Annotated in this window: 25 protein-coding genes; 11 read left to right on the plus strand and 14 right to left on the minus strand. The window is 65.8% G+C overall.

Annotation, left to right across the window (positions count from 1 at the left end):
• The 3 genes from AC1DY5_RS08440 to AC1DY5_RS08450 all read right to left on the minus strand — a co-directional run.
• A partial coding sequence (locus AC1DY5_RS08440; protein ID WP_478110705.1) for a non-ribosomal peptide synthetase occupies positions 1 to 2,390 on the minus strand: 2,390 nt, incomplete at its 3' end.
• An 11-nt stretch (positions 2,391 to 2,401) separates the two neighbouring features.
• Positions 2,402 to 4,267 (minus strand): non-ribosomal peptide synthetase, encoded by a 1,866-nt coding sequence (locus AC1DY5_RS08445; RefSeq protein WP_478110707.1) that lies wholly within the window; start codon positions 4,265 to 4,267, stop codon positions 2,402 to 2,404.
• A 246-nt stretch (positions 4,268 to 4,513) separates the two neighbouring features.
• Positions 4,514 to 4,789 (minus strand): DUF2164 domain-containing protein, encoded by a 276-nt coding sequence (locus AC1DY5_RS08450; protein WP_478110709.1) that lies wholly within the window; start codon positions 4,787 to 4,789, stop codon positions 4,514 to 4,516.
• A 130-nt stretch (positions 4,790 to 4,919) separates the two neighbouring features.
• On the opposite strand from AC1DY5_RS08450, the gene AC1DY5_RS08455 reads away from it, so the two are divergent.
• The gene (locus tag AC1DY5_RS08455) at positions 4,920 to 5,192 is read left to right on the plus strand and encodes a PepSY domain-containing protein (protein WP_478110712.1); all 273 of its coding nucleotides are present in this window, start codon (positions 4,920 to 4,922) and stop codon (positions 5,190 to 5,192) included.
• A 2-nt stretch (positions 5,193 to 5,194) separates the two neighbouring features.
• Positions 5,195 to 5,722 carry a cytochrome b/b6 domain-containing protein gene (locus AC1DY5_RS08460; protein WP_478110714.1) on the plus strand — a complete coding sequence of 176 codons (528 nt, stop codon included), beginning with the start codon at positions 5,195 to 5,197 and terminating at the stop codon, positions 5,720 to 5,722.
• Positions 5,723 to 5,734: 12 nt separating this feature from the next.
• Here AC1DY5_RS08460 and AC1DY5_RS08465 read toward each other — a convergent pair whose 3' ends face one another.
• Genes AC1DY5_RS08465 through AC1DY5_RS08475 form a run of 3 tightly spaced genes read right to left on the minus strand, consistent with a single transcriptional unit; the run spans position 5,735 to position 7,429 of the window.
• Positions 5,735 to 6,088, minus strand: coding sequence for a c-type cytochrome (locus AC1DY5_RS08465; RefSeq protein ID WP_478110757.1), 354 nt, complete (start codon positions 6,086 to 6,088; stop codon positions 5,735 to 5,737).
• 44 nt (positions 6,089 to 6,132) lie between these two features.
• Entirely contained in the window at positions 6,133 to 6,702 is a 570-nt protein-coding gene (locus AC1DY5_RS08470; RefSeq protein WP_478110716.1) for a ferritin-like domain-containing protein, read from the minus strand.
• A gap of 19 nt (positions 6,703 to 6,721) precedes the next feature.
• Positions 6,722 to 7,429 (minus strand): RNA polymerase sigma factor, encoded by a 708-nt coding sequence (locus AC1DY5_RS08475; protein WP_478110718.1) that lies wholly within the window; start codon positions 7,427 to 7,429, stop codon positions 6,722 to 6,724.
• 244 nt (positions 7,430 to 7,673) lie between these two features.
• Here AC1DY5_RS08475 and AC1DY5_RS08480 point away from each other — a divergent pair, with 244 nt between their 5' ends.
• The 7 genes from AC1DY5_RS08480 (at position 7,674) to AC1DY5_RS08510 (ending at position 13,332) form a co-directional block, all read left to right on the plus strand.
• Complete coding sequence (locus AC1DY5_RS08480) at positions 7,674 to 8,279, plus strand: RNA polymerase sigma factor (protein ID WP_478110720.1); 606 nt, start codon at positions 7,674 to 7,676, stop codon at positions 8,277 to 8,279.
• Positions 8,276 to 8,947, plus strand: coding sequence for a zf-HC2 domain-containing protein (locus AC1DY5_RS08485; RefSeq protein WP_478110722.1), 672 nt, complete (start codon positions 8,276 to 8,278; stop codon positions 8,945 to 8,947). Before AC1DY5_RS08480 ends, AC1DY5_RS08485 begins: the two co-directional genes overlap by 4 nt.
• Complete coding sequence (locus AC1DY5_RS08490) at positions 8,944 to 10,185, plus strand: S8 family peptidase (RefSeq protein WP_478110725.1); 1,242 nt, start codon at positions 8,944 to 8,946, stop codon at positions 10,183 to 10,185. The genes AC1DY5_RS08485 and AC1DY5_RS08490 overlap by 4 nt, the downstream gene beginning before the upstream one ends.
• 1 nt (position 10,186) lies before the next feature.
• Positions 10,187 to 10,882: a TorF family putative porin gene (locus tag AC1DY5_RS08495; RefSeq protein WP_478110727.1), complete on the plus strand. Its 696-nt coding sequence runs from the start codon at positions 10,187 to 10,189 to the stop codon at positions 10,880 to 10,882.
• Between the two features lie 67 nt (positions 10,883 to 10,949).
• Complete coding sequence (locus AC1DY5_RS08500) at positions 10,950 to 12,134, plus strand: TIGR03118 family protein (protein WP_478110729.1); 1,185 nt, start codon at positions 10,950 to 10,952, stop codon at positions 12,132 to 12,134.
• Between the two features lie 25 nt (positions 12,135 to 12,159).
• Positions 12,160 to 12,696 (plus strand): tetratricopeptide repeat protein, encoded by a 537-nt coding sequence (locus tag AC1DY5_RS08505; protein WP_478110731.1) that lies wholly within the window; start codon positions 12,160 to 12,162, stop codon positions 12,694 to 12,696.
• 36 nt (positions 12,697 to 12,732) lie between these two features.
• The gene (locus AC1DY5_RS08510; protein ID WP_478110734.1) at positions 12,733 to 13,332 is read left to right on the plus strand and encodes an SRPBCC family protein; all 600 of its coding nucleotides are present in this window, start codon (positions 12,733 to 12,735) and stop codon (positions 13,330 to 13,332) included.
• 52 nt (positions 13,333 to 13,384) lie between these two features.
• Here the strand turns inward: AC1DY5_RS08510 and AC1DY5_RS08515 are convergent, their stop codons facing one another.
• From AC1DY5_RS08515 to AC1DY5_RS08540, 6 genes are all read right to left on the minus strand, one after another.
• Positions 13,385 to 13,675 (minus strand): YciI family protein, encoded by a 291-nt coding sequence (locus tag AC1DY5_RS08515; protein ID WP_478110736.1) that lies wholly within the window; start codon positions 13,673 to 13,675, stop codon positions 13,385 to 13,387.
• A 64-nt stretch (positions 13,676 to 13,739) separates the two neighbouring features.
• Positions 13,740 to 14,477 carry an aspartate/glutamate racemase family protein gene (locus tag AC1DY5_RS08520; protein WP_478110738.1) on the minus strand — a complete coding sequence of 246 codons (738 nt, stop codon included), beginning with the start codon at positions 14,475 to 14,477 and terminating at the stop codon, positions 13,740 to 13,742.
• Positions 14,478 to 14,551: 74 nt separating this feature from the next.
• A complete protein-coding gene (locus AC1DY5_RS08525; RefSeq protein ID WP_478110740.1) occupies positions 14,552 to 15,379 on the minus strand; it encodes a MetQ/NlpA family ABC transporter substrate-binding protein in 828 nt (275 codons plus the stop codon).
• A 47-nt stretch (positions 15,380 to 15,426) separates the two neighbouring features.
• On the minus strand, positions 15,427 to 16,089 hold the full coding sequence (locus tag AC1DY5_RS08530; RefSeq protein ID WP_478110742.1) for a methionine ABC transporter permease: 663 nt from the start codon (positions 16,087 to 16,089) through the stop codon (positions 15,427 to 15,429).
• On the minus strand, positions 16,082 to 16,942 hold the full coding sequence (locus AC1DY5_RS08535) for a methionine ABC transporter ATP-binding protein (protein WP_478110744.1): 861 nt from the start codon (positions 16,940 to 16,942) through the stop codon (positions 16,082 to 16,084). Before AC1DY5_RS08535 ends, AC1DY5_RS08530 begins: the two co-directional genes overlap by 8 nt.
• Positions 16,943 to 17,102: 160 nt before the next feature.
• Entirely contained in the window at positions 17,103 to 18,428 is a 1,326-nt protein-coding gene (locus AC1DY5_RS08540; RefSeq protein ID WP_478110747.1) for a hypothetical protein, read from the minus strand.
• A gap of 679 nt (positions 18,429 to 19,107) precedes the next feature.
• On the opposite strand from AC1DY5_RS08540, the gene AC1DY5_RS08545 reads away from it, so the two are divergent.
• A complete protein-coding gene (locus AC1DY5_RS08545; protein ID WP_478110749.1) occupies positions 19,108 to 20,304 on the plus strand; it encodes a ParA family protein in 1,197 nt (398 codons plus the stop codon).
• A gap of 1 nt (position 20,305) precedes the next feature.
• Positions 20,306 to 21,361, plus strand: a complete 1,056-nt coding sequence (locus AC1DY5_RS08550; RefSeq protein ID WP_478110751.1) for a ParB/RepB/Spo0J family partition protein — start codon at positions 20,306 to 20,308, stop codon at positions 21,359 to 21,361.
• A 718-nt stretch (positions 21,362 to 22,079) separates the two neighbouring features.
• Here the strand turns inward: AC1DY5_RS08550 and AC1DY5_RS08555 are convergent.
• Complete coding sequence (locus tag AC1DY5_RS08555; protein WP_478110752.1) at positions 22,080 to 22,331, minus strand: hypothetical protein; 252 nt, start codon at positions 22,329 to 22,331, stop codon at positions 22,080 to 22,082.
• A gap of 990 nt (positions 22,332 to 23,321) precedes the next feature.
• Positions 23,322 to 23,728: hypothetical protein (locus tag AC1DY5_RS08560; protein WP_478110755.1), on the minus strand; the 407-nt coding region annotated here is incomplete at its 5' end.

Below are 23,728 nucleotides of genomic sequence, written 5' to 3' on the forward strand. Positions count from 1 at the left end.
GCTTCGGTGGGCCCATAGAAGTTGCCGAGCCTGACACCCGGCAGCCTTTGTCGGAACGACAGCGCGAGTGCGCGATCCATCGCTTCGCCACCGCTCAGCACATAGCGAAGGCTCGGACAGTCCGCCCCGGCCAGCGCGTCCAGCATCACGCGCAACTCGGACGGGACGAACTGGACGACGCTGATGTCGTTCTCTCGAATGGCGGCGGCCAGGAGGTGCATGTCCTCATGCACATCGGGCTGCGCGATGACGAGCGTCGCGCCACAGCACAGCGGCGAGAGGAACTCCCAGAGCGCCGCGTCGAAGGTGACCGAAGTCTTTTGCAGCACGCGGTCCCTGGCGCTCATCTCCAGTGCATCGTTCATCCAGAGCACGTGATTGCTCAGGCCGCGGTGCATCAGTTGTGCAGCCTTGGGCTTGCCGGTCGAGCCCGAGGTGTAGATCAGGTAGGCCAGGTGATCCTGGCGTGTGAGCTCGGGCAGGCCGGCCAAGGGTTCGGCCGGGAGCGATCCGCCGTCATCCGGAACCACGAGGCACTTCGCAGCCGGCAGGCGATCCACGTGCATCAACTGGGTCAGGATGACGGCCGGACGCGAGTCCTCCAGCATCGCGTGCAGCCGCTCGGCCGGGTGCGCGGGGTCCAGCGGGAGCAGGACGCCGCCTGCCTTGAAGATGCCCAGCAGGGCGACTGCCATGCCTGGGCAGCGCTTCATGCAAAGGCCGACAAGTACCTCGGGCCCGACGCCCAGCGCGAGCAACTCGTGCGCCAGGCGATCCGACAGCAGGTCGAGTTCGCGGTAGCTGGTGGCATGCGACCCGAAGCGCAGCGCGACCGCGTCGGGCGTCGCTCGCACCTGTGCGCGAAAGAGGGCGTGCACCGGCAAGTCGCGCGCAACTGCGGGGAGCCTTTGGTTCCACTCGACCAGCACCCGGTGCCGCTCGACTGCATCCATCAGCGGAATACGATCCAGCGCGCCCTCGGGATCGGCGACGATCCCCCTGAGGAGCGTGACGAAGTGCGCCGCCATCTGGACGATGGTGCGTTCCTCGAACAGGTCGGTGCGGTATTCGAACAGGGCCTCGAACCCGGCGCCGGACTCGATAATGACCAGGGAGAGGTCGAACTTGGAGGTCTCGGAAAAAACGGCCAATTGCTCGCATTCGAGGCCGCTCAGCGCGAGGGTGCGGTGAGGAAAGTTCTCCAGCGCGAAGGAGACCTGATAGAGCGGGTTGCGGCTGGCGTCGCGCTCGGGATTCAACTCCGCCACCAGTCGGTCGAAGGGCATGTCCTGGTGGACCAGCGCCGCCAGCGTGGTCTGCCGCACGCGCTCCAGCAGCGCATCGAATCCGGCCTGGCCTTCAAGATGGTTGCGCATGACCACCGTGTTGGCGAAATAGCCCACCATGTCGCGCAGGCGGGCGTCGTGCCGAGCCGCCAAGGGGACACCTACCGCGATGTCGGTCTGGCCGGTATAGCGCATCAAGAGCACGTTGAAGGCCGCAAGAAGTCCCATGAAAGGCRTGGCGTCCCGCTGCGCGACGAGCGTCCTCAATCCGGCGGCGAGCGTCGCGTCGATGCCCAGGCAGAGCGTGCGTCCGACATGGGCCGCCTGCGACGGTCGTGCCCGATCGGTCGGCAGGTTCAGGGTCTGCAGTTCGCGCAGGTTCTCGCGCCAATAGGCGGCCTGCGCGTCAAGGCCGCCGCGTTCGAAGCGCTGGCGCTGCCAGATCGCGTAGTTGGAAAAGGCCAGCGGCGGCGCGGCCATTTCAGCGTCTTCGCCGCCACTCGCATAGAGCTGCGCAAGCTCGCGCTTGATGACACTCAGTGACCAGCCATCGGCCACGATGTGATGAACGACCAGCACCAGCACGTGGTCGTCGGGAGCGAGCTGAAACAACTCGGCGCGCAGCAACGGGGCGCTGGACAGGTCGAATGGCCGAGCGATGGTGGTTCCGATGCGCTCCCGAAGTGCGGTCTCCGCGCCCGCGGCGGCGAGTTGCACCTGCTGCAGGCTGAAGCGTTGCAGCGCCACTTGCACCGGGATGACCTTCTGCACCGGCGCCTGCTCGGCGGCGTGAAACTCGGCGCGCAAGCTGTCATGCCGCGCCAGCAGGCGCTGAAGGCAGCGCTCGAGTAGTTCGCTGTTCAAAGGTCCGCGAAGGCGCGTCACCGAATGAATGTTGTAGGAGGCGCCCCCGCGGGCCATTTGATCCAGGAACCACAGTCCCTCCTGCGAAAAGGCCAAGGGCGCGCCATCGCTCGGGTCAAGGGTCGTGGGCGAACCTGCCTGGGCGCGCTGCTGGAGCTTGCGAGCGAGAATGCGCCGCCGGGCTTCGGGACTGGTCGGAATCGAAGTGTCCGCAGGGCTCAAGGTCGAGGTTGCATCCATCGTGTATCAATCTAGGTTCGAAGGGTGGTTCCGAGCAGAAGCGCCACCTCGTCGTCGTTGAGGGCATCCAATTCGGACTTGAAGGCCGCGCTTAGCGCATCGGCTTCTTCGATCGCGGCTTGCAAGCGAGCCGCAAAGGTCGTGACCGTCGGCTGAGCCAGCAGTGCCGACGCGGGCAAGTCGACTCCCCAGGTCTCATTGACCTCGAGAACCAGCCGTGCCGCCGACAGGGAATCACCCCCGATGGCGAGGAAGTTGGCGTCGAATGCAATCAAGGGGTGGCCCAGGGTACGCGCGAACATGGCCGCGACTTGCCATTGCAAGCCTGTCAACGGCACGTCGACAGGTACGGCGGCGAGAAGCGCCGCGACCTGATGTTGAAAGCTTCGTCGCTGGACCTTGCCACCGGCGCCCAGCGGGATGCGGTCGACCACATGGATGCACGCCGGTATCTTGAAGTCCGCAACGACGCCGAATAGCGCGGAGCGGAGCCGCTGTCCCTCCACGGCGCTGTCCGGGACGGGCACGATGGCCGCATGGACATTTTCGCCCAGCGTCGGATGCGCCACCGGATAGGCCACCGCTTGTGCGACGCCTGGCAGGCGCATGAGCGCCTGCTCGACTTCGAAGGGCGAGATCTTCTCGCCGCCCCGATTGATCATCTCCCTGCTGCGCCCGGCCAGGAACAAGTAGCCATCAGCGTCGAGCCAGCCGAGGTCGCCGGTACGAAACCACCCGTCCCGGAAGATGTCGGCGTCTGCATCGGGCGCGTCTTCGTAGCCGTCGAAAACCGAGCGTCCACGGACCATCACGGCACCCGTCTGCCCCGCTGGCAGCGGATGGCCCTCGTCATCGGTCACGCGCAAGTCAGCGCCGACAGGGCGGCCGACCGAGCCCGGCTTCTGAACGCCGGGCGACAATGGATTGCAGGCCACTTGTCCGGCCGTTTCAGTGATGCCGTAGCCCTGAATGACCGGAACGCCCCACAGGTCCTCGATGCGGTGCTGCAAGGCCTCGGACAGCGGTGACGATGCCGATCGAATCATGCCAAAGGCATGCGGCGGCATCCCGGTGCCGCGCTGGGACACGAGATCGATGACGGCCTGGTGAACAAGCGGTGAAGCGGTGTACCAGGTCGGACGGAATTCGCCGACCCAGCGCAGGAATTCCGAGGCGTCGAAAACGGGCGCGCAGACGACGGACGACCCGGCAGCGAGGGGCGCCAGCAGTCCGACGATCAAGCCCTGGCTGTGGTACGCAGGCATCACCAGCAGCCCGCGGTCATCCGGGCGGAGTTCAAGGTGATGCGCGGTCTGCCGCGCGGCATGCACGAGTTGCCGCTGCCGAAGCGGCACCCGCTTGGACCTTCCGGTGGTGCCCGAGGTCATCAGGACGAGGGCCGTATCCGCGGCGTCGGGCCAGGGTGCGGCCGGGTCCGCCGCGCCTTCAGCGAGGCCGTTCAGCCACTGCGGCAGGTCGAAGACCAGCGAGGCCAGTCCAAGCGCCTGCGCGAGCCGGGCGGGCACCGGGTCGCCCGGCAGCCCCATGAGCGCATCGGCCCGGGCATCCCCGAGCAGGGCCAGCAGTTCAGGTTCGGCGAGCCCCGTGTGCAGGGGAATACAGACGGCCCCGCACGCGATCACCAGGCAGGAGACGGCCAGTTCCAGTCCTGCTGGCATGAGCACGGCAATGCGGGCGGGCGACGCAAGCCCTCGGGAAGCCAGCCACGGTCGCGCGCGCTGCGCCATAGCGAACAATTGCCCGTAGCTGACCGGCTGCTTTCCTGGGGACAGCAGGGCGATCGCCGAAGGCCTCAGACCCGCGTGGTGTTCAAGCTGTTGCGCGAGAGTCGAGACTTGGGAGTCGGGCAAGAACACTTCCTTTTCTGCATCGGCAAAATCAGTAACTTTTGCTGCAAATTTTCACATTCCGTCCTGACGTTGACGTCGGCCCCCTGCCGAGGCCGGTGTCAGACAGCACGCCGCAACCCCGTGCAAGGGTCTCCTACGAGCGTCTTGCGCTTCACCTCGGCAGCGCCGCGATCTGAACGCACCGCTGTAACGCCCAGGCTCAAGTCCACCTTGACGCCTCGAAATCGCGGCGAGGTGCGAGCGACTGTCACCTCATTTCCGTTCCCGCCCCTTGCGCTCGTACTTGCGCCAGTACTGAAACTCCTCCTCATGCACTTCGATATCCAGTTCCGAAACCCTCGCCTGAAGCCGCTCCTGCACATCGGACACGGCCCGGTTGTAGATCGCCGGCCCGATTTCTTCCAGGATGAAGCCAAGAAGTGCGCCCGCAGCGATGTTGCCGAGGGGTTCCTCCATGTTTTCCCGGAAGTAGCGCTCGATGGAGGCGATCGCCTCCTTGCGGGCTTCCTTGCTCAGCTCGACGGTCATGGCGGCGTTCTCCTCCAGTTTTTGCGCGCAGAGTTTCCGGGGCCGATTCTGCCCTGCCATGGCGAACATCCTGCGCCCTATGGGGCCCGAGCCGGTGCTAGCATTTGCGCTCCCGATCAGGAGCAAGACATTGAAGCAACTCGTTTTCGTCGTTCTCGGCCTCTGCGCCTTCGCATCCACGCCCGCCTTCGCCAAGGCAAACTGCAAGCCTTATCCGAAAGCCGAATGGATGACGGAAGCAGACGCCAAGGCCAGGATCGCGGCGCAAGGCTACACCATCTCCAAGTTCAAGATCGATGGCAACTGCTATGAGATCTACGGCAAGAACGCTGCAGGCAAGAAGGTCGAGATCTACTACGACGCGAAAACGCTGGAGCCCGTCAAGAGCGAGATCGAAAAATAGCCATGCCGACCTCCGGCGAGAGGAGCGCCGCAGGAAGAGTGCTTGTCTGGGATGCCGCGGTGCGTCTCGCGCACTGGGTGCTGGCAGGGACCGTGATCTATTGCTCCCTTCAGGACGATGGCGGGCCGGCGCATCGCGCGGTGGGCTACGTCGCCCTTGGCGCGGTCGTGACACGTCTGCTATGGGGATCGCTTTCAAGAGGGCACGCCAGCCTTGTCGCGATGCGGCCCTCCATCGCGTCGACCGTGGTCTTTGTCCGTTCTCGCGCGCCTCGCTGCGTCGGCCACGATCCCCTGGGGCTGTGGATGGTGTGGCTGCTCTGGTCGCTCGTGGCTCTCCTGGGACTCACCGGATGGATGAGCCATCTGGACGCCTTCTGGGGCGACGAGCGCGTGCAAGCGGTCCATGCATGGCTTGCCAATGTCCTGATGGCCGCTGCAATCGTTCACGTGCTTGCAGTGGGCGTGATGAGCTGGTGGTGGCGGGAGAATCTCCCGGCGACGATGCTGACCGGACGCAAGAGGCGCTAGGGACTGTTCACCCTAATCGCGTCCCTGCGTGCGGCATGCGGGACTCTCATTCGCATGCTGGAGGTAGGCGATCAGGTCGGCGCGGTCCTTCGGGTCGGCGACGCCATCGTAGGTCATGGTGCTGCCCGGCACCACGGCAAGGGGCTTGGCCAGGAAGCGATCGAGCGACTTCTCGTTCCAGACGATGTGCGAGTTCTTCATGGCCTGCGAGTAGTTGAAGCCCGGCACGGTGCCAGCCGCTCGGCCGAACAGGCCGCAGTGGTGCGGGCCCACGCGATCGGTCGCCAAGGCATGGCAGGCTTGGCACCGTGCGTAGACCTGCTCGCCTCGCACCGCCGCGTCGGGCACAGCCAGCGCCGGTGTCATCGCCCACGAGGCCAGTAGGCCGGCCGCCGCCCGCCCGAGCCTCTTCACGACACGAAGGCCGCGGGGACCGGCGCCTCGCCCACCGCCTGGCGCAGGACCGCCCAGTGCATGGCCTCGTCGCCGAGGATGCTCGCCGCCGCCTTGGCCAACTCGCGGTTGCCGAACAGCGGTACGGCGCCCAGGTAGGCACTGACCGCGCCCTGCTCCAGCTTTGCCGCGAACTTGAGCACGTCGGCCTGCGACTTCAGCTGCTCGACCGGGAATTCGTAGCTGGGCTTGGCCACGGCCGCCTTCCCGCCGAGTTTCGCGATCGTCTTGGCCAGCAGCTCCGCATGCTCTTTGTGGTGACCCTGGAAGACCAGGGCCAAGTCGAGAACCGGCTTTTCGAGCAGCTTGTTCTCGGCGCCGAGCTGATAGGCCGCGATCGCCTCGAGCTCCGCCCCGAGGGCCGTATTGAGAATCTGGACGTCATGGGCGGTTTCGCCGCCGGCTTTGGCAGCCAGCGCGCCGTTGCCGGCGAGCAGCGCAACGGCAGTGCCCGAGAGCATCAGACCGGACCGGCCGAGGAACAGGCGTCGCGCAGCGACCTGGGTGGGCATTTCGAGGAAAGACATGGAAACTCCTTTGGGTGAGTCAGGGACGAGGGGATAGCGAGTCGTCGACCAGGCGCGCCAGCACGCGGGCCACGATCCGGTCGCAGCGCGCGCCATCGAACGAGAAGGCATCGCCGACCGCGACATCGACGTCGCGCGACAGGCTCTCGCGCAGCAGGCTGCGCGCGCGGAAGTAGCGGGTGCGGACGGTGGCGGCGGGAATCTCCATCGCGGCCGCGACTTCGTCGACGCTCATCTCCTCGACGGCGCGCAGCATGAACACGGTGCGGTAGAGGTCCGGCAGCCTGTCGATGCGCTGCTCCATCAGTCGGCGCATTTCTTCACGCATGGCAAGGCGCTCCGGTTGGCGGTCGGGGTCGTCCGCAACTGACCACTCAGGCGGCTCGGCGTCCGGGTCGCCGCCGTGGCCGAGCGGAATGACCTGAGCCCCGCGGCGGCGCAGCCGTCCCAGGCATTCATTGATCACGATGCGCGCCAGCCAGGTCGACAGCTGCGCGTCGTCGCGAAAGCTGCCGATGGCACGCCAGGCCCGCAGGTAGGCGTCCTGCAGTGCGTCCTCGGTTTCGCTGTCGTTCTTGAGGATGCTGCGCGCGGTTCGAAACAGCAGCTGGTTGTGGCGCCTCATGATGCGCTCGAAGGCGAGCGTGTCGCCTTGCGAGGCGCGTCTGGCCAGTTCGAGTTCGCAGGCGTTCTCCGGGGCGGTCGTGGGGGTGCGGGTGGTGTGCATGGCGTCTCTCTGTCGATTAGATGACCTGGCTGCGCTGCCTGTTTCAACTCATTCCCGCACAACCGCCCTGGTTCGCGCCGACGGCCCTCATGGGATTGAACCAAAAGTCCGTTTCCGGGAATAAACGGATCGGTTCGGGGAGTGCCGTCCGAACCCGACTTCAACCCGCTTGGCGCTGGGCCGTCGCGGTCCGCCCCGAAACCTAGGAGTAGAGTCTCTGAGAGTCTCCCATCACGAGCCCGCCATGCCGAGCATTCCCAAAGACGCCGTCCGGCGACAGGCCGTGGGCCCGCCGTTGGCCGAAAGCGTCGAGGTGCGCCTGGTCGGCCTTGCCGCGGCCGGCGAACTGCCGGCGTTCGAGCAGCTCTACCGCGTCTACCACCCGCGGCTCACACGTTTCCTGGACCGTGTGACACGGCGGCCTGGGCTCGTTGGAGAAGTGCTCAACGACACCATGCTGGTGGTCTGGAACCGGGCCGGAACCTACAACGGACGCTGCAAGGTATCGACCTGGATTTTCGCGATCGCCTATCAAAAGGCCATCAAGGCGCTGAGCCGACTGGACGAACCCGTGCAAGCCGAGTTCGACGACGATCAACCCGCGCCGCTGGAGTCCGGTCCTGAATACCATGCGGCGCAGTCGCAGATCCGCGTCGCGCTGGCGCAAGCCCTGGACCACCTTTCGCTCGAACAGCGCACGGTGGTCCACCTGACCTATTTCCATGGCATGGGTTATCGCGAGATTGGCGAAATCATCGGCTGCCCGGTCGACACCGTGAAGACGCGCATGTTCCACGCGCGGCGCAGGCTGAAGACCTTGCTGGCCAACCGACTGGAGGATTGGCTGTGAGCGGGCGTGTGGTTCATCTCGGCACCGACATGCACCAGGAGGTGCAGGCGTTGCTGCCGTGGTACGTCGGTGAAAGTCTCGACGCTGCGGATCGCACCCGCGTCGAAGCCCACATCGCGGAGTGCCCGCGCTGCCAGGCCGAGCTGGCCTGGGAACGGGAGCTCCAGGCGGTTTGTTCGAATGAGAGCATCGGCATCCCGGACGATGTCGAGCAGGGGTTGGCGACGCTGCGCGAGCGCATCGCCGCCGGCGCGGCGCCCCGGCGACGAAACGACTTCGTGGCGCGGCTGCGGGACCGCTGGCGCGAATGCGCACCCTGGACTCGCTGGGCCTTGCTGGGGCAGTGCGTTCTGGTCGCCACGCTGGGCGGCTTGCTGGTCGTTCCGCTTCTTCCCGAACAGCGCTTCCGCGCCCTTGGCGGGCCCGCGGGGCCGACCGCCACCGCCGACGGCGGCAACCTGATCGTGAGGTTCCGGCCCGAAGCCACCGAGCAGGAAATGCGGCGGGTGTTGCGCGACAGCAAGGCCCGGCTGGTCTACGGACCGACCACCACCGACGCCTATCTGCTGGCCGTGCCGGCCGGCCTCGAAACGGCGGCGGTGCAGCAATTGCGCAAGGAACGCGCCGTATTGCTGGTCGAATCGCTCGACGGTCGGGCGGCGCCATGAAGTGGCTTCTGGTCGCCTGTCTGTTGGCTCTCGCCGCGTTTCAGCCGCCGGCCCGCGCCGGGCCTGCGGATCAGACCGCGGCGTCGACCACCGCCAACCAGCAGGTGCTGCTGTTGTTGCGCCTGCCACCGGAGCACTTCCGACCCGAAAGCGCCTATTCGGGCGGCTACGGCGACGGCCCCGCCCACGGTGCCCGGCGCCGTGTGGCTGCCGCGCTGGCACGCCAACACGGGTTGACGCTGGTCACGGACTGGGTGCTTCCGCTGCTGGCCGTCGACTGCTTCGTGCTGGCCGTGCCGGAAGACCAGCAGCCCGATCGCGTGGCGCAGGCTTTGTCGCGCGATCCGCGCGTCGAGTGGGCCCAGCCCATGAACCTCTATCGAACCCAAAGTCATGACGACCCGCTGTACCCGCTGCAGCCACCGGCGCAGGCCTGGCACCTCACGGATCTGCACGAGATCTCCACCGGCCGCAACGTGCGGGTCGCCGTGGTCGACAGCCGGGTCGACACGCAGCACCCGGACCTCGTGGGCCAGGTGGCGCTGAAAGAGAACTTTGTCGAGGGCCGGGGCGACCTCCCCGAGGACCACGGCACCGCGGTCGCCGGCATCATCGCCGCGCGCGCCGACAACGGGGTCGGCATCGTGGGCGTGGCACCGAACGCGCGCCTGCTGGCGCTGCGCGCCTGCTGGCAGGAGAACAGCCAGGGGACCTTCTGCACCAGCCTGAGCCTTGCCATGGCGCTGCACTTCGCCATCTCGCACGACGCCGACATCATTAACCTGAGCCTCACCGGCCCGCCTGATCGATTGCTCGATCGGCTGCTGGACGTAGCGCTTTCGCGCCGCATCAGCGTCATCGGCGCCGTCGATCGAAAGCTGCCGGGTGGCGGCTTTCCGGCCTCGCATGCCGGCGTCGTGGCCGTCTCCGACGACACCGGCGAGCCGGCCTTGCCGGGTGCCTTGGTCGCTCCGGGGCGCGATGTGCCGACCACCCTGCCCGGTGCCCGCTGGAACCTCGTGTCCGGCTCGTCCTATTCCGCCGCCCATGTGGCGGGGCTGTTCGCCCTGTTGCGCGAGCGGTCGCCGGCGGGTGCGGAGCCGCCCTCCATGGCCAGCATCGTGTCGATTCCCGGCGGAGGAATCGACGCTTGTGCCACACTGTCACGCGTCGCAGGCTCTGGCGCCTGCGTCCGCACCGTGACGCGCTCCACGATACCCCTCAACCTTCGTCAGTGACATGCCGAGCGCCGGTCTGCGTGCCGCGCTCTGCTTCTCGCTGTCCCTTGTCGGCTGCGTCGCGTCCGCCCAGACCGGCGGCAGCATTGCGTTCTTTTCGAACTATCTCTACCGCGGCGTTTCTCTCAGCGACGAACGGCCCACGCTGAGCCTGAGCGTCAGCCACGACGATCCGAGCGGCTGGTATGGCGGCGCCTCGCTCACGGGCGTGTCGCTGGGCCCCTACAACCGGCAACAGTTGCAAGTGCTCGGCTACGCGGGGTACGCGGGCCGCTTGTCCGATCGCCTCGGCTGGGAGGCGGGTGCGACCGGCGTTCACTTCGGCGTCGACTCGCGCTACGACTTCTACGAGGGCTTCGGCGGCCTGAGCGGCGACCGATGGAACCTGCGGCTGCGCTACTCACCCGACTATTTCGGCAGCGGCGCACGAACGGCCTATGGCGAATTCAACGTCGGGCTTCCGCTCTCGCCGATGACACGCGCGACAGCCCACGTGGGCGCACTGATGCGAGTCGGCGGCGTTGCCACCTACGGCGGGCGCCTGACCCTCGACGGCAGCCTGGGGCTGGCCGTCGCGCGCGACGCTTGGGAAGTGCGGCTCGACTGGGTCGCCGGCGGTCGCAGCGGCATCTATCCGACCGCCTACAGGCGCACGGCGAGTAGCGCGCTGGTGCTGAGCGCGTCGCTGGCTTTCTGAATCGCCGGCGAATGAACCTTTTGGCCTCGGTGCGGAATACACCGACCCCGGCCCAAAGGAGATGCAAATGAGCGCCTATCGCATGAAGTTGTACTGGCTCGCCTGCGCAGGCGCGCTTGGGTTGGCCGCCTGCGGCGGCGGTGGAGGCTACAACGGCATGGCCGCGACGAGCGTAGGCGCCGCCACCGGCACCGGCGTTGGCTACGTCAACGGCATGCCTGTGACTGGCCCCAGCGCGGTCGCAGGCATGACCTTTGCCGCCACCAGCCTGGTGTCCGATCTCCCCGCGAGCGGCAATCCCTATGGCAGCGCCAACATGGACCCACGTCTGATCAAGGGCTGGGGCGTGGCCTTCAACCCGAGGGGCTTTGTCTGGGTGGCGAACAATGGGACGTCGAGTTCGACGCTCTACGACGGCAACGGTGTGCCGCAATCACTGGTGGTGGCGATCCCGTCCGGCACCGCCGGAAGCGCCATGCCGACCGGCATCGTCTTCAATGACCATCCGACCTTCATGGTCACGTCGAACGGCACGTCCGGTCCCAGCGCCTTCATCTTCGCCGGCCAGGCAGGCACCTTGTCCGGCTGGTCGCCCGGCGTCGACATGACCCACGCCGTCACGGTCTTCGACGACGGCGCCGCGGGTACGGTCTACACGGGCCTGGCGCTCGCCAGCCAGGGCACGTCGGACTTTCTGTACGCAGCGGATTTTCACCATGGGAAGGTCGACGTGTTCGACTCGAACTTCACCCGGGTCGGCGTCGGGGGCGGCTTCATCGATTCGGCCATGCCGCCCGGCTACGCGCCGTTCGGGCTGCAGGCGATCGGCGGACTGATCTACGTCAGCTACGCCAGGCAGGACGCGCTGGCGCGCAACGAAGCTGCAGGCGCCGGCCAGGGCGCGGTCGATGTATTCGACACCGCGGGAAACCTCGTCAAGCGACTCGTTCCGGTCGGCGGTGCRCTCAACGCGCCATGGGGCATGGCGATGGCACCCGCCAACTTCGGCGCCTTCAGCAATGCCCTGCTGGTCGCCAATACCGGGGACGGGGTTGTCCACGCATTCGACTCGACGACCGGGGCACTGATGGGCACACTCTCGATGGCGGACGGGAACCCGATCGTGATCGACGGTTTGCGCGGTATCGCGTTCGGAAATGGCTTGAACGGTCAGCCTGTAAACACACTTTTCTTCGCCGCGGGGCCGAGCGGAGGAGCTCATGGTGTCTACGGGCGCATCGACAATCGCTGAGACCTTGTCCGCGAAGGAGACCACCATGAAACAAGCATTGATCGTGTTCATTTCCGGCCTGTCGCTGGCAATCAGTTTGTCCGCCCTGGCGGCGGGTGGCGGTGGCGGCGGTGGTGGCGGCGGCGGCGGTGGTGGTGGCGGCGGCGGTGGTGGTGGTGGTGGTGACGGCAGCCAGATGGCCAATCCGGATCCCGACTTCAGGGCCGGCATGGCTGCAGTCCGCAAGGAGGACTGGCAGCAGGTCCTGGCGCACATGACCGTTTACGTCCTGCGCAGCCCAGGCGACGCCGACGCATGGAACGAACTCGGCCACGCGCACCGCAAGCTGGGCAACCTGGATGCCGCACTAAGCGACTATGAGAAGGCGCTGACCATCAATCCGAAGCACTTGGGCGCGCACGAGTATCTCGGCGAGGCCTATCTGCAGATGGGCGATCTCGCGCGGGCCGAGAAGGAGTTGAAGACGCTCGATAAGCTTTGCTTCTTTCCGTGCGAACAGTACACCGACCTGAAATCGGAGATCGCGAAGTACCGGGCTCAGCACGCGAAGTCGGGATCGTAGCGACTTCACCGCCCAGGCCGCCATGGCGATCACCCTGTGAAACCCAACGCCGTGGCCCACGCACTGACTCCCCGCGCTGGCGCGGTGGCCTGGGTGCTTGCCGGGGTGCTGTGCATCCAGGCCGCCGCGAACGCACAGCAGGTCGAGATCAGGACCGACGGCCAGGGCGAGTCCATCACCGTGACGGCGTCGGCCGAGATGCGGGTGGACCCGCTCACGGCCTGGAAGGTCATCACCGACTACGACCACCTCGCCGAATTCATTCCCTACATGCGCAGTTCCCGCGTGCTCGAGCGCGATGCCGACCGATTCATGATCGAGCAGACGGGGGAGTTCAGCTTCCTCGTGTTCAGGCAGCCGGTGCAGGCGAAGCTGGCGGTTGTCGAGTCCCCGCAGCGGCGTGTGACGGCGCGCGCGGTCGGCGGCAACCTCAGGGAGATGGAGGGCCGATACACGCTGGAGAGCCTGCCCGCGGGTACCGTGCGCCTGACCTATTCGGGGCGGCTGGTGCCTGACTTCGCGATCCCGCCAGTCATCGGCAATCTGGTGGTGCGCAACGTGCTCATCACGCAGTTCGGCGCGATGGTCAAGGAGATCGTGCGTCGTGATGCGGAGAAGGAGCGGCCTGTCGAGTGAGTCGCCGTCGACGTTGCCGACGCAGAGAAATCGCCGCAGGCACTGCCTGCCGCTAGATTTGCTTCAGCACTTCGGCGCCCGGCGCGGTCATGCTGGGCGTGAACTCGACGACGTCGAAGCGAGCGCAACCGCTCTTTGCAAACGGGTCTTCCTCGAGGATGGCCTCGAGTTCGGGGCGGTTGCCGGAGCGCGCGAGTATCACGCCCCCCTTGCGAGGCACCTGCCGTCCGGATGCGATGAAGAGGCCGCTGTCGTAGTGCTTCTTCAACCAGGCGACGTGCTCGGACATGAGCGCGTCGAGGTCCTCGAGCGGACGGATGTACGTGAGGGTGACGATGAACATGAGGGACCTCGTTCCTTGATGGGAAGTGTGCGCCGGCAAGGCACGCCGCCTTTACAGACCAGATCTAATCCGCCAGGGCGAAATCGACCGCGGCAGCGGCGTGCAGGGCGGTGCTGTCCAGCAGCGGCAACTCGCTGTCGGTGGCCTTGACCAGCAGCGAGATCTCGGTGCAGCCGAGCACCACGGCCTCGGCGCCGCGGGCCTGCAGCGAGTCGATCGCGCGGCGATAGGCTTCGCGCGAGGCGTCGTCGACGATGCCGACACACAGCTCGTCATAGATGATCCGGTGCACTTCGGCGCGCTCGCCGGGCTCGGGCACCAGCACCTCGAGCCCATGCCGCTGCGCGAGTCGGTCCTTCATGAAGCCTTGCTCCATGGTGAAGGCGGTGCCGAGCAATCCGACGCGATGCATGCCGGCGCGGGCGGCGGCGGCGCCAACCGGATCGGCGATGTGGATGAAGGGCAGCGGCGTCGCGGCCTGGATGCGATCGGCCAGCTTGTGCATGGTGTTGGTGCACAGCACGATGCAGTCGGCGCCTCCTGCATGGAGCCGGCGCGCGGCGTCTTCGAGGATGGCGCCGGCATCGTCCCAGCGGCCTTCATGCTGCGCCCGCTCGATCGGGCCGAAATCGACGCTGTGCATCAGCAGTTGCGCCGAACGCAGCGGCCCGAGGCGATCGCGCACATGCTGGTTGATGACGCGGTAGTACTCGCTGCTGGATTCCCAGCTCATGCCGCCGAGGAGGCCGATGGTGCGCATTCGGATGTGGTGAATGAGGGCTGTGTCGAAGAGCCCGATCATGCCTCGGGTCTCGACGCACGCCTGCGGCATCGCCTGAATGCATCGGCGGAAGCTGCCGCCCTGCTCCGCTCCGCCTACTGCAGGAAGCTCGGCTTCGCGTAACCCGGGAACTTGCTGTCGACCACGGCGCGGAAATCCTTCGAGTGGTAGGCCTCGATGATGTCCTTGGCCCAGGCCGTGTCCTTGTCGGCGCTCTTCACCGCGACCACATTGAGGTAGTGATCGGGCGTCTTCTCGAGCACCACGGCTTCGGTCAGCTTCAGGCCCGAGGACATCGCGAAGTTGCCCGTGATGACCGCGTAGTCGGTGTCGCCCAGCGAACGCGGCAGCTGCGCGGCCTCGAGCGGGATGAACTTCAGCTTGCGCGGGTTCTCGGCGATGTCCTTCTCGGAGGCGCGCAGCGCATCGATGCCGGGCTTCAACGTGATCAGCTTGTTTTGCTCCAGCAGCACCAGCGCGCGGGCCAGGTTGCTCGGGTCGTTGGGCAGGGTGAAGCGGTCGCCGTCCTTGATCTCGGCCAGCGTCTTGCGCTTGGTCGCGTAGATGCCCAGCGGTGCGATCGGGCCCTGCACCAGCTCGACGATGTCGAGCTTCTGGTCGGTCGCGAACTTCTGCAGGTAGACCCGGTGCTGGAAGAAGTTGGCATCGAGCGAACCCTGCGCCAGCGCCAGGTTGGGCTGCACGTAGTCGTTGAACTCGACCAGCTTGACCTTGTAGCCCTTCTTTTCGAGCAGCGGCACGATGCCGACCTTGAGCTGGTCGAAGTTGGAACCGGCGGTGCCGCCGATCACCAGGTCCTTCTTGCCCGAGGCCTGGGCCTGGACTTCGAGCGAGAGGCCGCCGAGCGACAGTGCGAGCACCGAGAGGGCGAGGACGGAACGGCGGACGAGAGATGTCTTCATGGAAACGGTCACTGTTTGGAAATCGAAAATCTTCGGCGGCGCGGGGTTCAGCGCTTGTCCAGGCGGCGGGCGGCGGTGTTGCCGACGAACTGGATGATCTGGACTAGCACCACCAACAGCGTCACTGTGAGCACCATCACGTCGGTCTGGAAGCGGTAGTAGCCGTAGCGGATCRCCAGGTCGCCGATGCCGCCTCCGCCCACCACGCCGGCGATCGCCGAGTACGACAGGAAGCTCACGGCCAGCACGGTGAAAGCCAGCACCAGGCCCGAGCGGGCCTCGACGATCAGCACGCGCCAGATGATCTGCAGCTCGGAGGCGCCCATCGCATGGGCCGCCTCGATCACGCCACGCGGCACCTCGCGCAGGCACTGGTCGACCAGCCGCGCGAGGTATGGGATGGCCGCCACCGACAACGGCACCGCGGCCGCCAGAGGCCCGATCGAGGTGCCCGCGATCACCCGCGTGAAGGGCACCAGCGCCACCAGCAGGATGATGAAGGGGAAGGAGCGCACGGTGTTCACGATCCAGTTGAGGATCAGGAAGGCCGGCTTGTTCTCCAGCGACTGGCCCGGCCCGAGCAGGAACAGCAGCGCGCCGAGCGGGCCGCCGATCAAGAGCGCGGCCGAGAGGCCGATGCCCAGCATCATGAAGGTCTGGGCGATGGCGATCCCGAGTTCGGGCAGGATGGCGACGATGTTCTCAGGCATGGGCCGGCTCCCTGCGGTTAGTTGCCGCGGCCTGGGCCTCGACCGCTTCGCGCGCATCGCGCTCGCGCCGCCGCACCAGGGCGTCGATCTCGCGGCCCAGCGCGGTGGCGCGCTCGGTGGCGGGTGCATCGACCTCGAACTGCTCCACCAGCCGGCCCTGCTCGAGGATCGCGACATGGCGGCACAGCACCTCGACCACCGACAGTTCGTGGGTCACGATGACGATCGTCACGCCGAGCTTCTGGTTGATGTCGCGCAGCGTCTCAAGCAGCGCGCGCGTGGTCTCGCTGTCGAGCGCCGAGGTGGGTTCGTCGCACAGCAGCACCTGGGGCCGAGGCGCCAACGCGCGGGCGATCGCCACGCGCTGCTTCTGGCCGCCCGAGAGTTGCGCCGGGTAGCTGTCGATCTTCTCGGCCAGCCCTACCAGGTCGAGGCATTCGCGCACCCGGGCCCGGATCTGCTCGCGTGAATGGCGGCCATGGATCTTGAGCGGAAAGGCGACGTTGTCACCCACGGTCGCGTTCTGGATCAGGTTGAACTGCTGGAAGATCATGCCGATGTTCTGCCGGGTGTCGCGCAGCTCACGGCGCGACAGCGCGGTCAGGTCGCGGCCGCCCACCCGCACCTTGCCGGCATCGGGACGCTCCAGCAGGTTGATCAGGCGCAGCAGGGTCGACTTGCCGGCGCCACTCTTGCCGATCAGGCCGAACACGTCGCCCTCGTGGATATCGAGCGACAGCGAACGGACGGCGTCGAAGACGTCGCCGCTGGGCAAGGTGAAGGATTTCTGCACCGACTCGAGCCGGATCAGGGGTGGCCGGGACTGAGGCCCGGCCGCGGGAGAAGAAGGCATGAACGGAGCGGTCGCGCAACACCTGGCGCATGTCAGGCGGGCCCAAAGGGCAGCGCGGCAAAGTCCGCAATTGTCGCTAACCCTTAACCAGAAGGGAACGACGCATTCGAAAGGTGCTTATATGCGCAGGGCATAAGCGCCCTGCCCCACCGCCCTGCCCCTATTGCACGGCGTCGAACAGCTGGCGGTCGACCTTCCAGTCGGGTCCGTAAGTGGCGTCGGCATAGGCATACACCACGGCCGAGCCCAGCAGCCCGTGCAGCACGTCGCCCTGTGCCGCGCGGCGGCTGATGACGGCGTTCAGTGCGCCCTTGCGCGCCAGGTCCTGCAGGGCCTGGTCGACCCAGCGCTTGAGTTGCGCGGGCTCGAGCGCCGCGACTTCCTTTTTCATCGCCTCGATCTGCTCGCGCAGCCAGTTCGCGCCTGCGGCATTCGCCACCTGAACGGCGGACTCCGGCTCGGACCGCGGCACTGCAGGCGCTGGGATGGCGGCACCGGTATCGGTCGCGGCTTCGCTTGTCGGCTCGTTGCGCAACAGCGAGCGAAGGTAGGAAAAGGCGTTCTCGATGGTGCGYAGCGACTTGTTGGCGGCCCTTCGCTCGAGCACCTCGATCTGGGTGCGCACGCGCTCGTCGCCGAACTCCTTCAGGAGGCCTTCCAGCTTGATTTCGCGGATGCCCAGCGTTTCAGCGCGCAACACCAACGTGGCGTCCACCGGTTCGCCTGTCGGCGGTCTCGGCGCCGAGACCTGGCGTTTTTTGCGCACCGCGAACTGGACTTCGGTGATCACCCTGCCCTGCTTGTGCTCGATCAGGTCGATGTCGAGGTCGGTCTCGGCGTTGATCTCGACCACCGCATCCTTGACGCGCTCGTTCTTGAACTTGCGCCATTCGCGCCGTTCGGCCCCGGGCCCGTTGCTCAAGGCATCGACCCACCAGGTGACCGGCTTGCGGCTGGTGACGCCGCTGGGGTTCTCGCGGTAGCGCGCACAGATCTCGTAGAGCGCCACCGCCGTGTAGGAGCCCAGTTTGGCCAGCACGTCGAGATCGATCCGCGCCCAGCGCTGGGGATCTCTCAAGGCGGCCATGATGGTCGGCGGATAGGACCAGCTGACCCAGTTCTCGCCGCGCCTCAGTTCCAACGCGACTTCGGACAGCATCGAGAATCCGCGCCACTTGACGCCGTCGCCCGGCGCGGTCGACTCCCAGTCGACCTCGAGGCTGCGCATCTCGATCAGGTATTTCTTGGCCGCGGTGCGCTCGCTGCCGCTCGAGCCGGTGGTGCGCAGGATGGCCGCCAGCGGCGCCTCGAACATGAAATCGGCCGCGGGCATGCCGGGCAAGGCCACCAAGCGCGTCTGCGCCACCTGCAGCAGTGCGCTGTAGATCCGGCGCCCGGTCAGGGTGACCCGGGCAGAGCGCGGCATCATCACGATCATCTCGTGCGGCTTCCTGAGCTCCAGGACGTCGTCGACGGCGTGGCTCATAAGGGGTTTGTCAAGGGGTTTGTCGCCCGGATTTCCCGCGTTTGGATGGCTCATGGCAGCGCCAATGTTATGTCCAACGGCGTTTGGACACAAGCCTGCCCGGTTGTCCGCGCCGTGGCCCGATCAAAACCTGGACATTTGGACGCCGGGCCCACATGCCGAGGCCGATTAAAAGCTGGACGGTTGCTCCCCGCGGGCCTTCTCGGGCGTCTTCAGGATGCGATTAAAACCCGGACATCTGGAGTTTTACCCACCCGAACGGGCCCCTGGAAGGCCTCAAGAAGGCGCTTAAAACCCGGACACTTGCGCCAGGCCGGTGCATTGCGGCCGTTTTTGGGGCTGTGGACAAGCTGCCGGCGGCTCCGATGCCGACCCGGACAGATGCCGATGGAAGGCTGGACGGCTTCGCTCAAAAGCCGGACGCAAGCGATTAAAGTCTGGACACTTGAGCCTCTTGATCGTTTCTAAGTACTTGATTTAATTGAAGAAATTACGAATTCAGTTCGACTTAATCTCTTGAATTAATTGAAGTTCTCTTCTTAATCTCCCCCGAGGGCCTAGAAAGAGGACCAAAACCACAGAAGGAACACGCTACTTCGGTTGATGGATCGTGGTTTCTTCGTTTTTTCGCATGTGCCCTGCATAATCGCAAGACATCGCAACTTTCGAGGCAGATCCTGTGGACATCAAGCAAACCATTCGACGTCAAAACCTGGAGGACATCGAGCAACAAGCGCACAAGATTGCCGGCATGATGGACCGCATCCGGGCGGCGATGCTGGCACCCACAGCCATCAAGTCTGCGCCCACGCTTAAGGCGGTGCAACTGGCGGACCTCTGCGGCGTCGACAAATCGAAGATCTCCTACCGACTGACCCGAGGCGACCTCCCAGCGGGCGAGATTCACGGCAACAGCCGTGAATGGACGATGGCCGAGGCACAGCGCTGGGCGCGCGAGTTGCGCTCCGAGCATCTGCGGCCGGAAGGCGCGGCCGGCATCACGATCACAGTCGCCAACTTCAAGGGCGGCGTCGCCAAGACCACTTCTGCCGTGACTCTGGCACAAGGCCTGTCGATGCGCGGCCACCGGGTGCTGCTGGTCGACCTCGATCCCCAAGGCTCCGCCACGACGCTGTTCGGCGTCTTGCCCGATGCAGAGGTCGAAACCGAGCACACGGCCATGTCATTGTTCACCGGTGACCAGGAGAACCTGAAGTATGCGGTTCGGCCCACCTACTGGCCCAATATCGATCTGGTCTGCGCGGCCCCGCTGCTCTACGGCGCTGAGTTCCATCTGCCGGCGCGCCAGGCCCGGGATCCGGGTTTCGAGTTTTGGCGCGTGCTGGACCGCGGGCTGGACCTGCCGCGGGAGGAATACGACGTCATCGTGATCGACACGCCGCCTTCGCTGAGCTACGTGACCATCAATGCGCTCATGGCGGCCGACGGCGTGATCATGCCGCTGCCGCCGTCGGCGCTGGACTTCGCGAGTTCGGCACAGTTCTGGGATCTTTTCTCCGACTTGTGCAATCAGCTGGTTCGCAGTCGCGGCAAGGACAAGAGCTTCGAATTCATCGATGTGCTGCTGTCGCGGGTCGAGGCCTCGGACACGGCGAGTTCTGTGGTGCGGCAATGGGTGCTCGAGGGCTACGGCGACAAGGTGCTGCCGATCGAGATTCCGAAGACGGCGGTGGCCGCGACCGCGAGCGCTGAGTTCGGCACGGTCTACGATCTGCCGCGCGGGTCGGTCAACTCCAAGACCTTCTCCCGGGCCCGGGTAGCCTACGACCGGATGTGCGAACTGATCGAGCAGCAGATCGAGGCCGTCTGGGCGCGTCAGGTGGCGGAGCGGCAAGTTCTGGAAACGGCGGTTTGACATGGGACTGAAAGACAAAGCTTCCAAGATCGACTTCGCATCGATCCTGCCCGGCTCGCAGCCCAACCCTGAGCTTGCGAAGCCGAAGACGGCCCCCGGCGCGATGATGGCGTTTGCCAACGACCAGCGTTCCGATCTGCTGCGCGAGAACGACGAACTGCGTGCCAAGGCGGCGCATGTCGACGAGCTGGAAGGGCGCCTGAGCGAGGTTCGCGACGAGCTGCGCAGCTGGGACGGCGCGCTGCCGGCGCGACAGATCGACACTGCGGACATCGCGCGCAGCGAGTTTGCCAACCGCCATGCTTCTGCTTTCGAGGGCAAGCTGTTCGAGGATTTCAAGCGCGAGATCCAGGAGGCCGGGCGCAACTCGCAGCCGATCAAGGTTCGCGCGATCGCGAATCCGGGCGACGGTCCGCGCTACGAATTGGTGTTCGGTCATCGGCGCTACGAGGCTTGCCGCCAGATCGGCCTGCCGGTTTGGGCCGTGGTCGAGAACCTGGACGATCGGGCGCTGATCGAGGAGATGGATCGTGAGAACCGGGGCAGGGCGGATCCTTCGCCCTGGGAGCAGGGCATGACCTACCTGCGAGCACTCGAGAAAGGGGTCTATCCGTCGAACCGGCAGATGGCGGCGGCGTTGGGAGTGGACATCAGCAACCTCGGCAAAGCGCTGGCGTTGGCGCGTTTGCCGGCGACCGTGATCGCGGCGTTTCCGACCCCGCAGTCGATCCAGCTCGCATGGGCGACCGATCTGGGCAAGGCGCTCGCGGAAGACGAGGCGGGACTGCTGGCGCGGGCTCAGGCCTTGTCGGCGGAGAAGGGCGTGGTCCCGGCCAAAAGCGTTTTCGCGCGGCTGGTGTCACCGCCGTCGGTGGTTCCGGAGGCGGCGCCGCTGCCGGCTCAAGCCAGTCATGCACTGAAGGTGGGTGTCCAGAAAGTGGGGTCGTTGCGCTTCGATGCCATCGGGCGTCCGTCGTTCAGGTTGTCGATCAAGCTGTCGCCGGAGCAGCAGAATGCGCTTATCAAGGCGATGCAGGGATTCGTGGATTCGATCTGAGTCGACGCTGAAGCGAAGAAGGGGGTAGTTTCAAACTACCCCTTTTTTTTGTGCGCCCAGCATGGGCGCGTTCTTGGAGGTGAAAGTCCTCCCGTGAGTTGGTCATGACCAGCGAAGCGAAGCGCAACTGCGTGAGGGCGAACGAGCGTGGAAGGAAACGTGGAGCGAAACTGCGAGCCGATGAACGAAAATCGGATATGAGGGGCGAGCGGGCGAGAGACCGCAAAGCTCTTGTGACCACGAGCCCAGTGGCGTAAATCCGGCGGTTGTGCAGGGAGGGAACGCGCTCTTACCTGGGGAGACCTCGGTTCACGCCTGAAAGGGCGGCGTCGCAAGGCGTACCCGAGGAGTCAGCAGAGGCCGTAGTAGTCGAGACAGCGCCGCTTCGGTGGTCGAGGTCGGAGCGAAGGGCCGAGGAGTGGGAGGGTGAGCCCTGTGGCTCTTGGGGTTGGAGCGACTCAGATGTCCCTGGGCAGGGAGCTCGCCACCGCGGTGGCAGCGAGGTAACCAACACCGGGGGCCCGCAGACCGGCAAGTTCAGGAGCTGCACGCGGCAACGCGTGTGGCCACCTCAACCACTTCAAAACCGCCCGGTGCGGACCCGCATGCCGGGTGCTGTGGGAGGGGTCCTGTCCTTCGGGACCGGCCCCTATCCCGATTGACTGTTTCGATGACGGGGGAGGGGGTAGTTTCAAACCACCCCCTCCCCGCAAAAGCCTCAGGTGCGGCCGGCTTCGATGCGCTCCAGCGTCGCGAGGATCTCGGTCAAGGTCGACTTCATCAGCCCCATGTCGCGGTCGCGGCGGGCCTCTGCCAGCGGGTCGAAGCCGGCGCCTGCCGACTGTCCACTGCCTGCGAAGGCGTCCTTGGCCCGCGCGACCACGTCGTCCAGCTTGGTGATGAGGTTGTTGCGCAGTGCCGAGAACTGGGCCAGCTCTCGGCGGACCGCGGCCATCTCTCTTGTCAGCACGGCCAACTGTTCCTGAACCTCCTTGAGAACCGGCTCGGACGCTGCCGCCTGTTCCGCAAGCGATGGAGGGTGGGATGGAGCGGGGATCGGCCCCAGCGCGGAGCGGAAGCGATCGGCAGTCCGGGCGACCGCCAGTTCCAGGACAGCGTTGGAGTCGGAATCAGCCAGGAAAGGCCAGAGCTCGTAGACACGCCCGATGGCCGACGCAGTGCGTAGCCTCAATCCCGGCCGCCCACCCCGCCTTGGCCGCTGCAGTGCCTCATGCGTCAGGGAGGAGGGGGCCTCGCTGGCTTCGATGTCCTCCTTGCTCGCCAGGCAGTTCCGGAACGCGCCGGCCGCGCTCCACTTCTTGAGCGAAGAATCAGCAGGTGCGCGAACCCCATGGATCAGCGTTAGGATTCGCCCGAGCTCCGCCAGCGTGCAGATGGTGGGCCATCCATCACCTGCGGTACGTTCGCTCGCTCGCTGCGCATCAGGTGCTCCACCCGACCCGTCGTGATCCGAGTGGATAGAAGGGATTTCGACGATCGAGAAGGGCTGCTGCATGGGCGATTTAGTTACTTGATAACCTAATTATGGCCGACAACTGGAGCGACTCGGAGGAATGTCGTGAAATGTCGTGATTTCGGCTTCATTTCGTGAAACATTTTGCCGCAGAACACGAGAAAATACAGTTAAGTCGTTGTCAGTATTGAATAAAAACAAATGCACCAAAATGTCGTGAAACATTGGGCTGGGGCGGGCGGGTTGGTCGATTAATACCTGGACACTTGCGGCGCATGTCCCGCTCACAGCAGCTGAGCCGACGCGACAGTGTTTGTTTGGTCGGGCGTCGCGTGGCAGTTGGAGCTGGGGGCGCATCGCCCGATCCGGCCGTCTCGGCCGGCGCCGATTGTTCCGCTCGTCGGTGCGCCACTGTGGTCGCGCTGGTACTGGGTGTCGGCCAGGCCGGGCGCGAATCGACTAGGTCGACGAAACGCCCGATCGGAGCTAGCGTAGTTCTCGGAGATCGTCCGCTTGTTCCTGTAGTGGCCCATGACGATTGCCGCGGCTTCGGGACCTGGTTGCCTGCATGTTCGCGGCGGCAGTCGAGCGGGTGTCGTAAAGCGAGTAGAGCCGGCCGTCGGGGAATGCGCGCAGACAAGCCTTCCGCAATGCCGCCCGGCAGCCGTCGAAGTACCGTTCAAAGGTCCGATCACCATCGCCGTCGGAACCGCCTTCGCCTTCACCTGCCAGGTACTGTTGCACGTTGGTCAGGTGAGCGTCCACGGCGCCGACCCACCGGGGCGGGACTTTGATGTCGCGCCAGGCGAGACCTGCGTTGCGCAGCTCCCAGGCGCGGAGTCTGCGCAGGCTGTCGATCGCGGCCGCGTTCGTCGAGTCGGTCAGCGCTTCCG

The organism is Variovorax sp. P4_D9, assembly GCF_056401695.1.

What these genes read in the sequence shown, in the direction of transcription:
- AC1DY5_RS08505 (WP_478110731.1), top strand. Translation starts at nt 12,160, where the DNA reads ATGAAACAAGCATTGATCGTGTTCATTTCCGGCCTGTCGCTGGCAATC.
- AC1DY5_RS08550 (WP_478110751.1), top strand. Translation starts at nt 20,306, where the DNA reads ATGGGACTGAAAGACAAAGCTTCCAAGATCGACTTCGCATCGATCCTG.
- AC1DY5_RS08480 (WP_478110720.1), top strand. Translation starts at nt 7,674, where the DNA reads ATGCCGAGCATTCCCAAAGACGCCGTCCGGCGACAGGCCGTGGGCCCG.
- AC1DY5_RS08515 (WP_478110736.1), bottom strand. Translation starts at nt 13,675, where the DNA reads ATGTTCATCGTCACCCTCACGTACATCCGTCCGCTCGAGGACCTCGAC.
- AC1DY5_RS08525 (WP_478110740.1), bottom strand. Translation starts at nt 15,379, where the DNA reads ATGAAGACATCTCTCGTCCGCCGTTCCGTCCTCGCCCTCTCGGTGCTC.
- AC1DY5_RS08520 (WP_478110738.1), bottom strand. Translation starts at nt 14,477, where the DNA reads ATGATCGGGCTCTTCGACACAGCCCTCATTCACCACATCCGAATGCGC.
- AC1DY5_RS08535 (WP_478110744.1), bottom strand. Translation starts at nt 16,942, where the DNA reads ATGCCTTCTTCTCCCGCGGCCGGGCCTCAGTCCCGGCCACCCCTGATC.
- AC1DY5_RS08450 (WP_478110709.1), bottom strand. Translation starts at nt 4,789, where the DNA reads ATGACCGTCGAGCTGAGCAAGGAAGCCCGCAAGGAGGCGATCGCCTCC.
- AC1DY5_RS08465 (WP_478110757.1), bottom strand. Translation starts at nt 6,088, where the DNA reads ATGACACCGGCGCTGGCTGTGCCCGACGCGGCGGTGCGAGGCGAGCAG.
- AC1DY5_RS08475 (WP_478110718.1), bottom strand. Translation starts at nt 7,429, where the DNA reads ATGCACACCACCCGCACCCCCACGACCGCCCCGGAGAACGCCTGCGAA.
- AC1DY5_RS08490 (WP_478110725.1), top strand. Translation starts at nt 8,944, where the DNA reads ATGAAGTGGCTTCTGGTCGCCTGTCTGTTGGCTCTCGCCGCGTTTCAG.
- AC1DY5_RS08470 (WP_478110716.1), bottom strand. Translation starts at nt 6,702, where the DNA reads ATGTCTTTCCTCGAAATGCCCACCCAGGTCGCTGCGCGACGCCTGTTC.
- AC1DY5_RS08460 (WP_478110714.1), top strand. Translation starts at nt 5,195, where the DNA reads ATGCCGACCTCCGGCGAGAGGAGCGCCGCAGGAAGAGTGCTTGTCTGG.
- AC1DY5_RS08495 (WP_478110727.1), top strand. Translation starts at nt 10,187, where the DNA reads ATGCCGAGCGCCGGTCTGCGTGCCGCGCTCTGCTTCTCGCTGTCCCTT.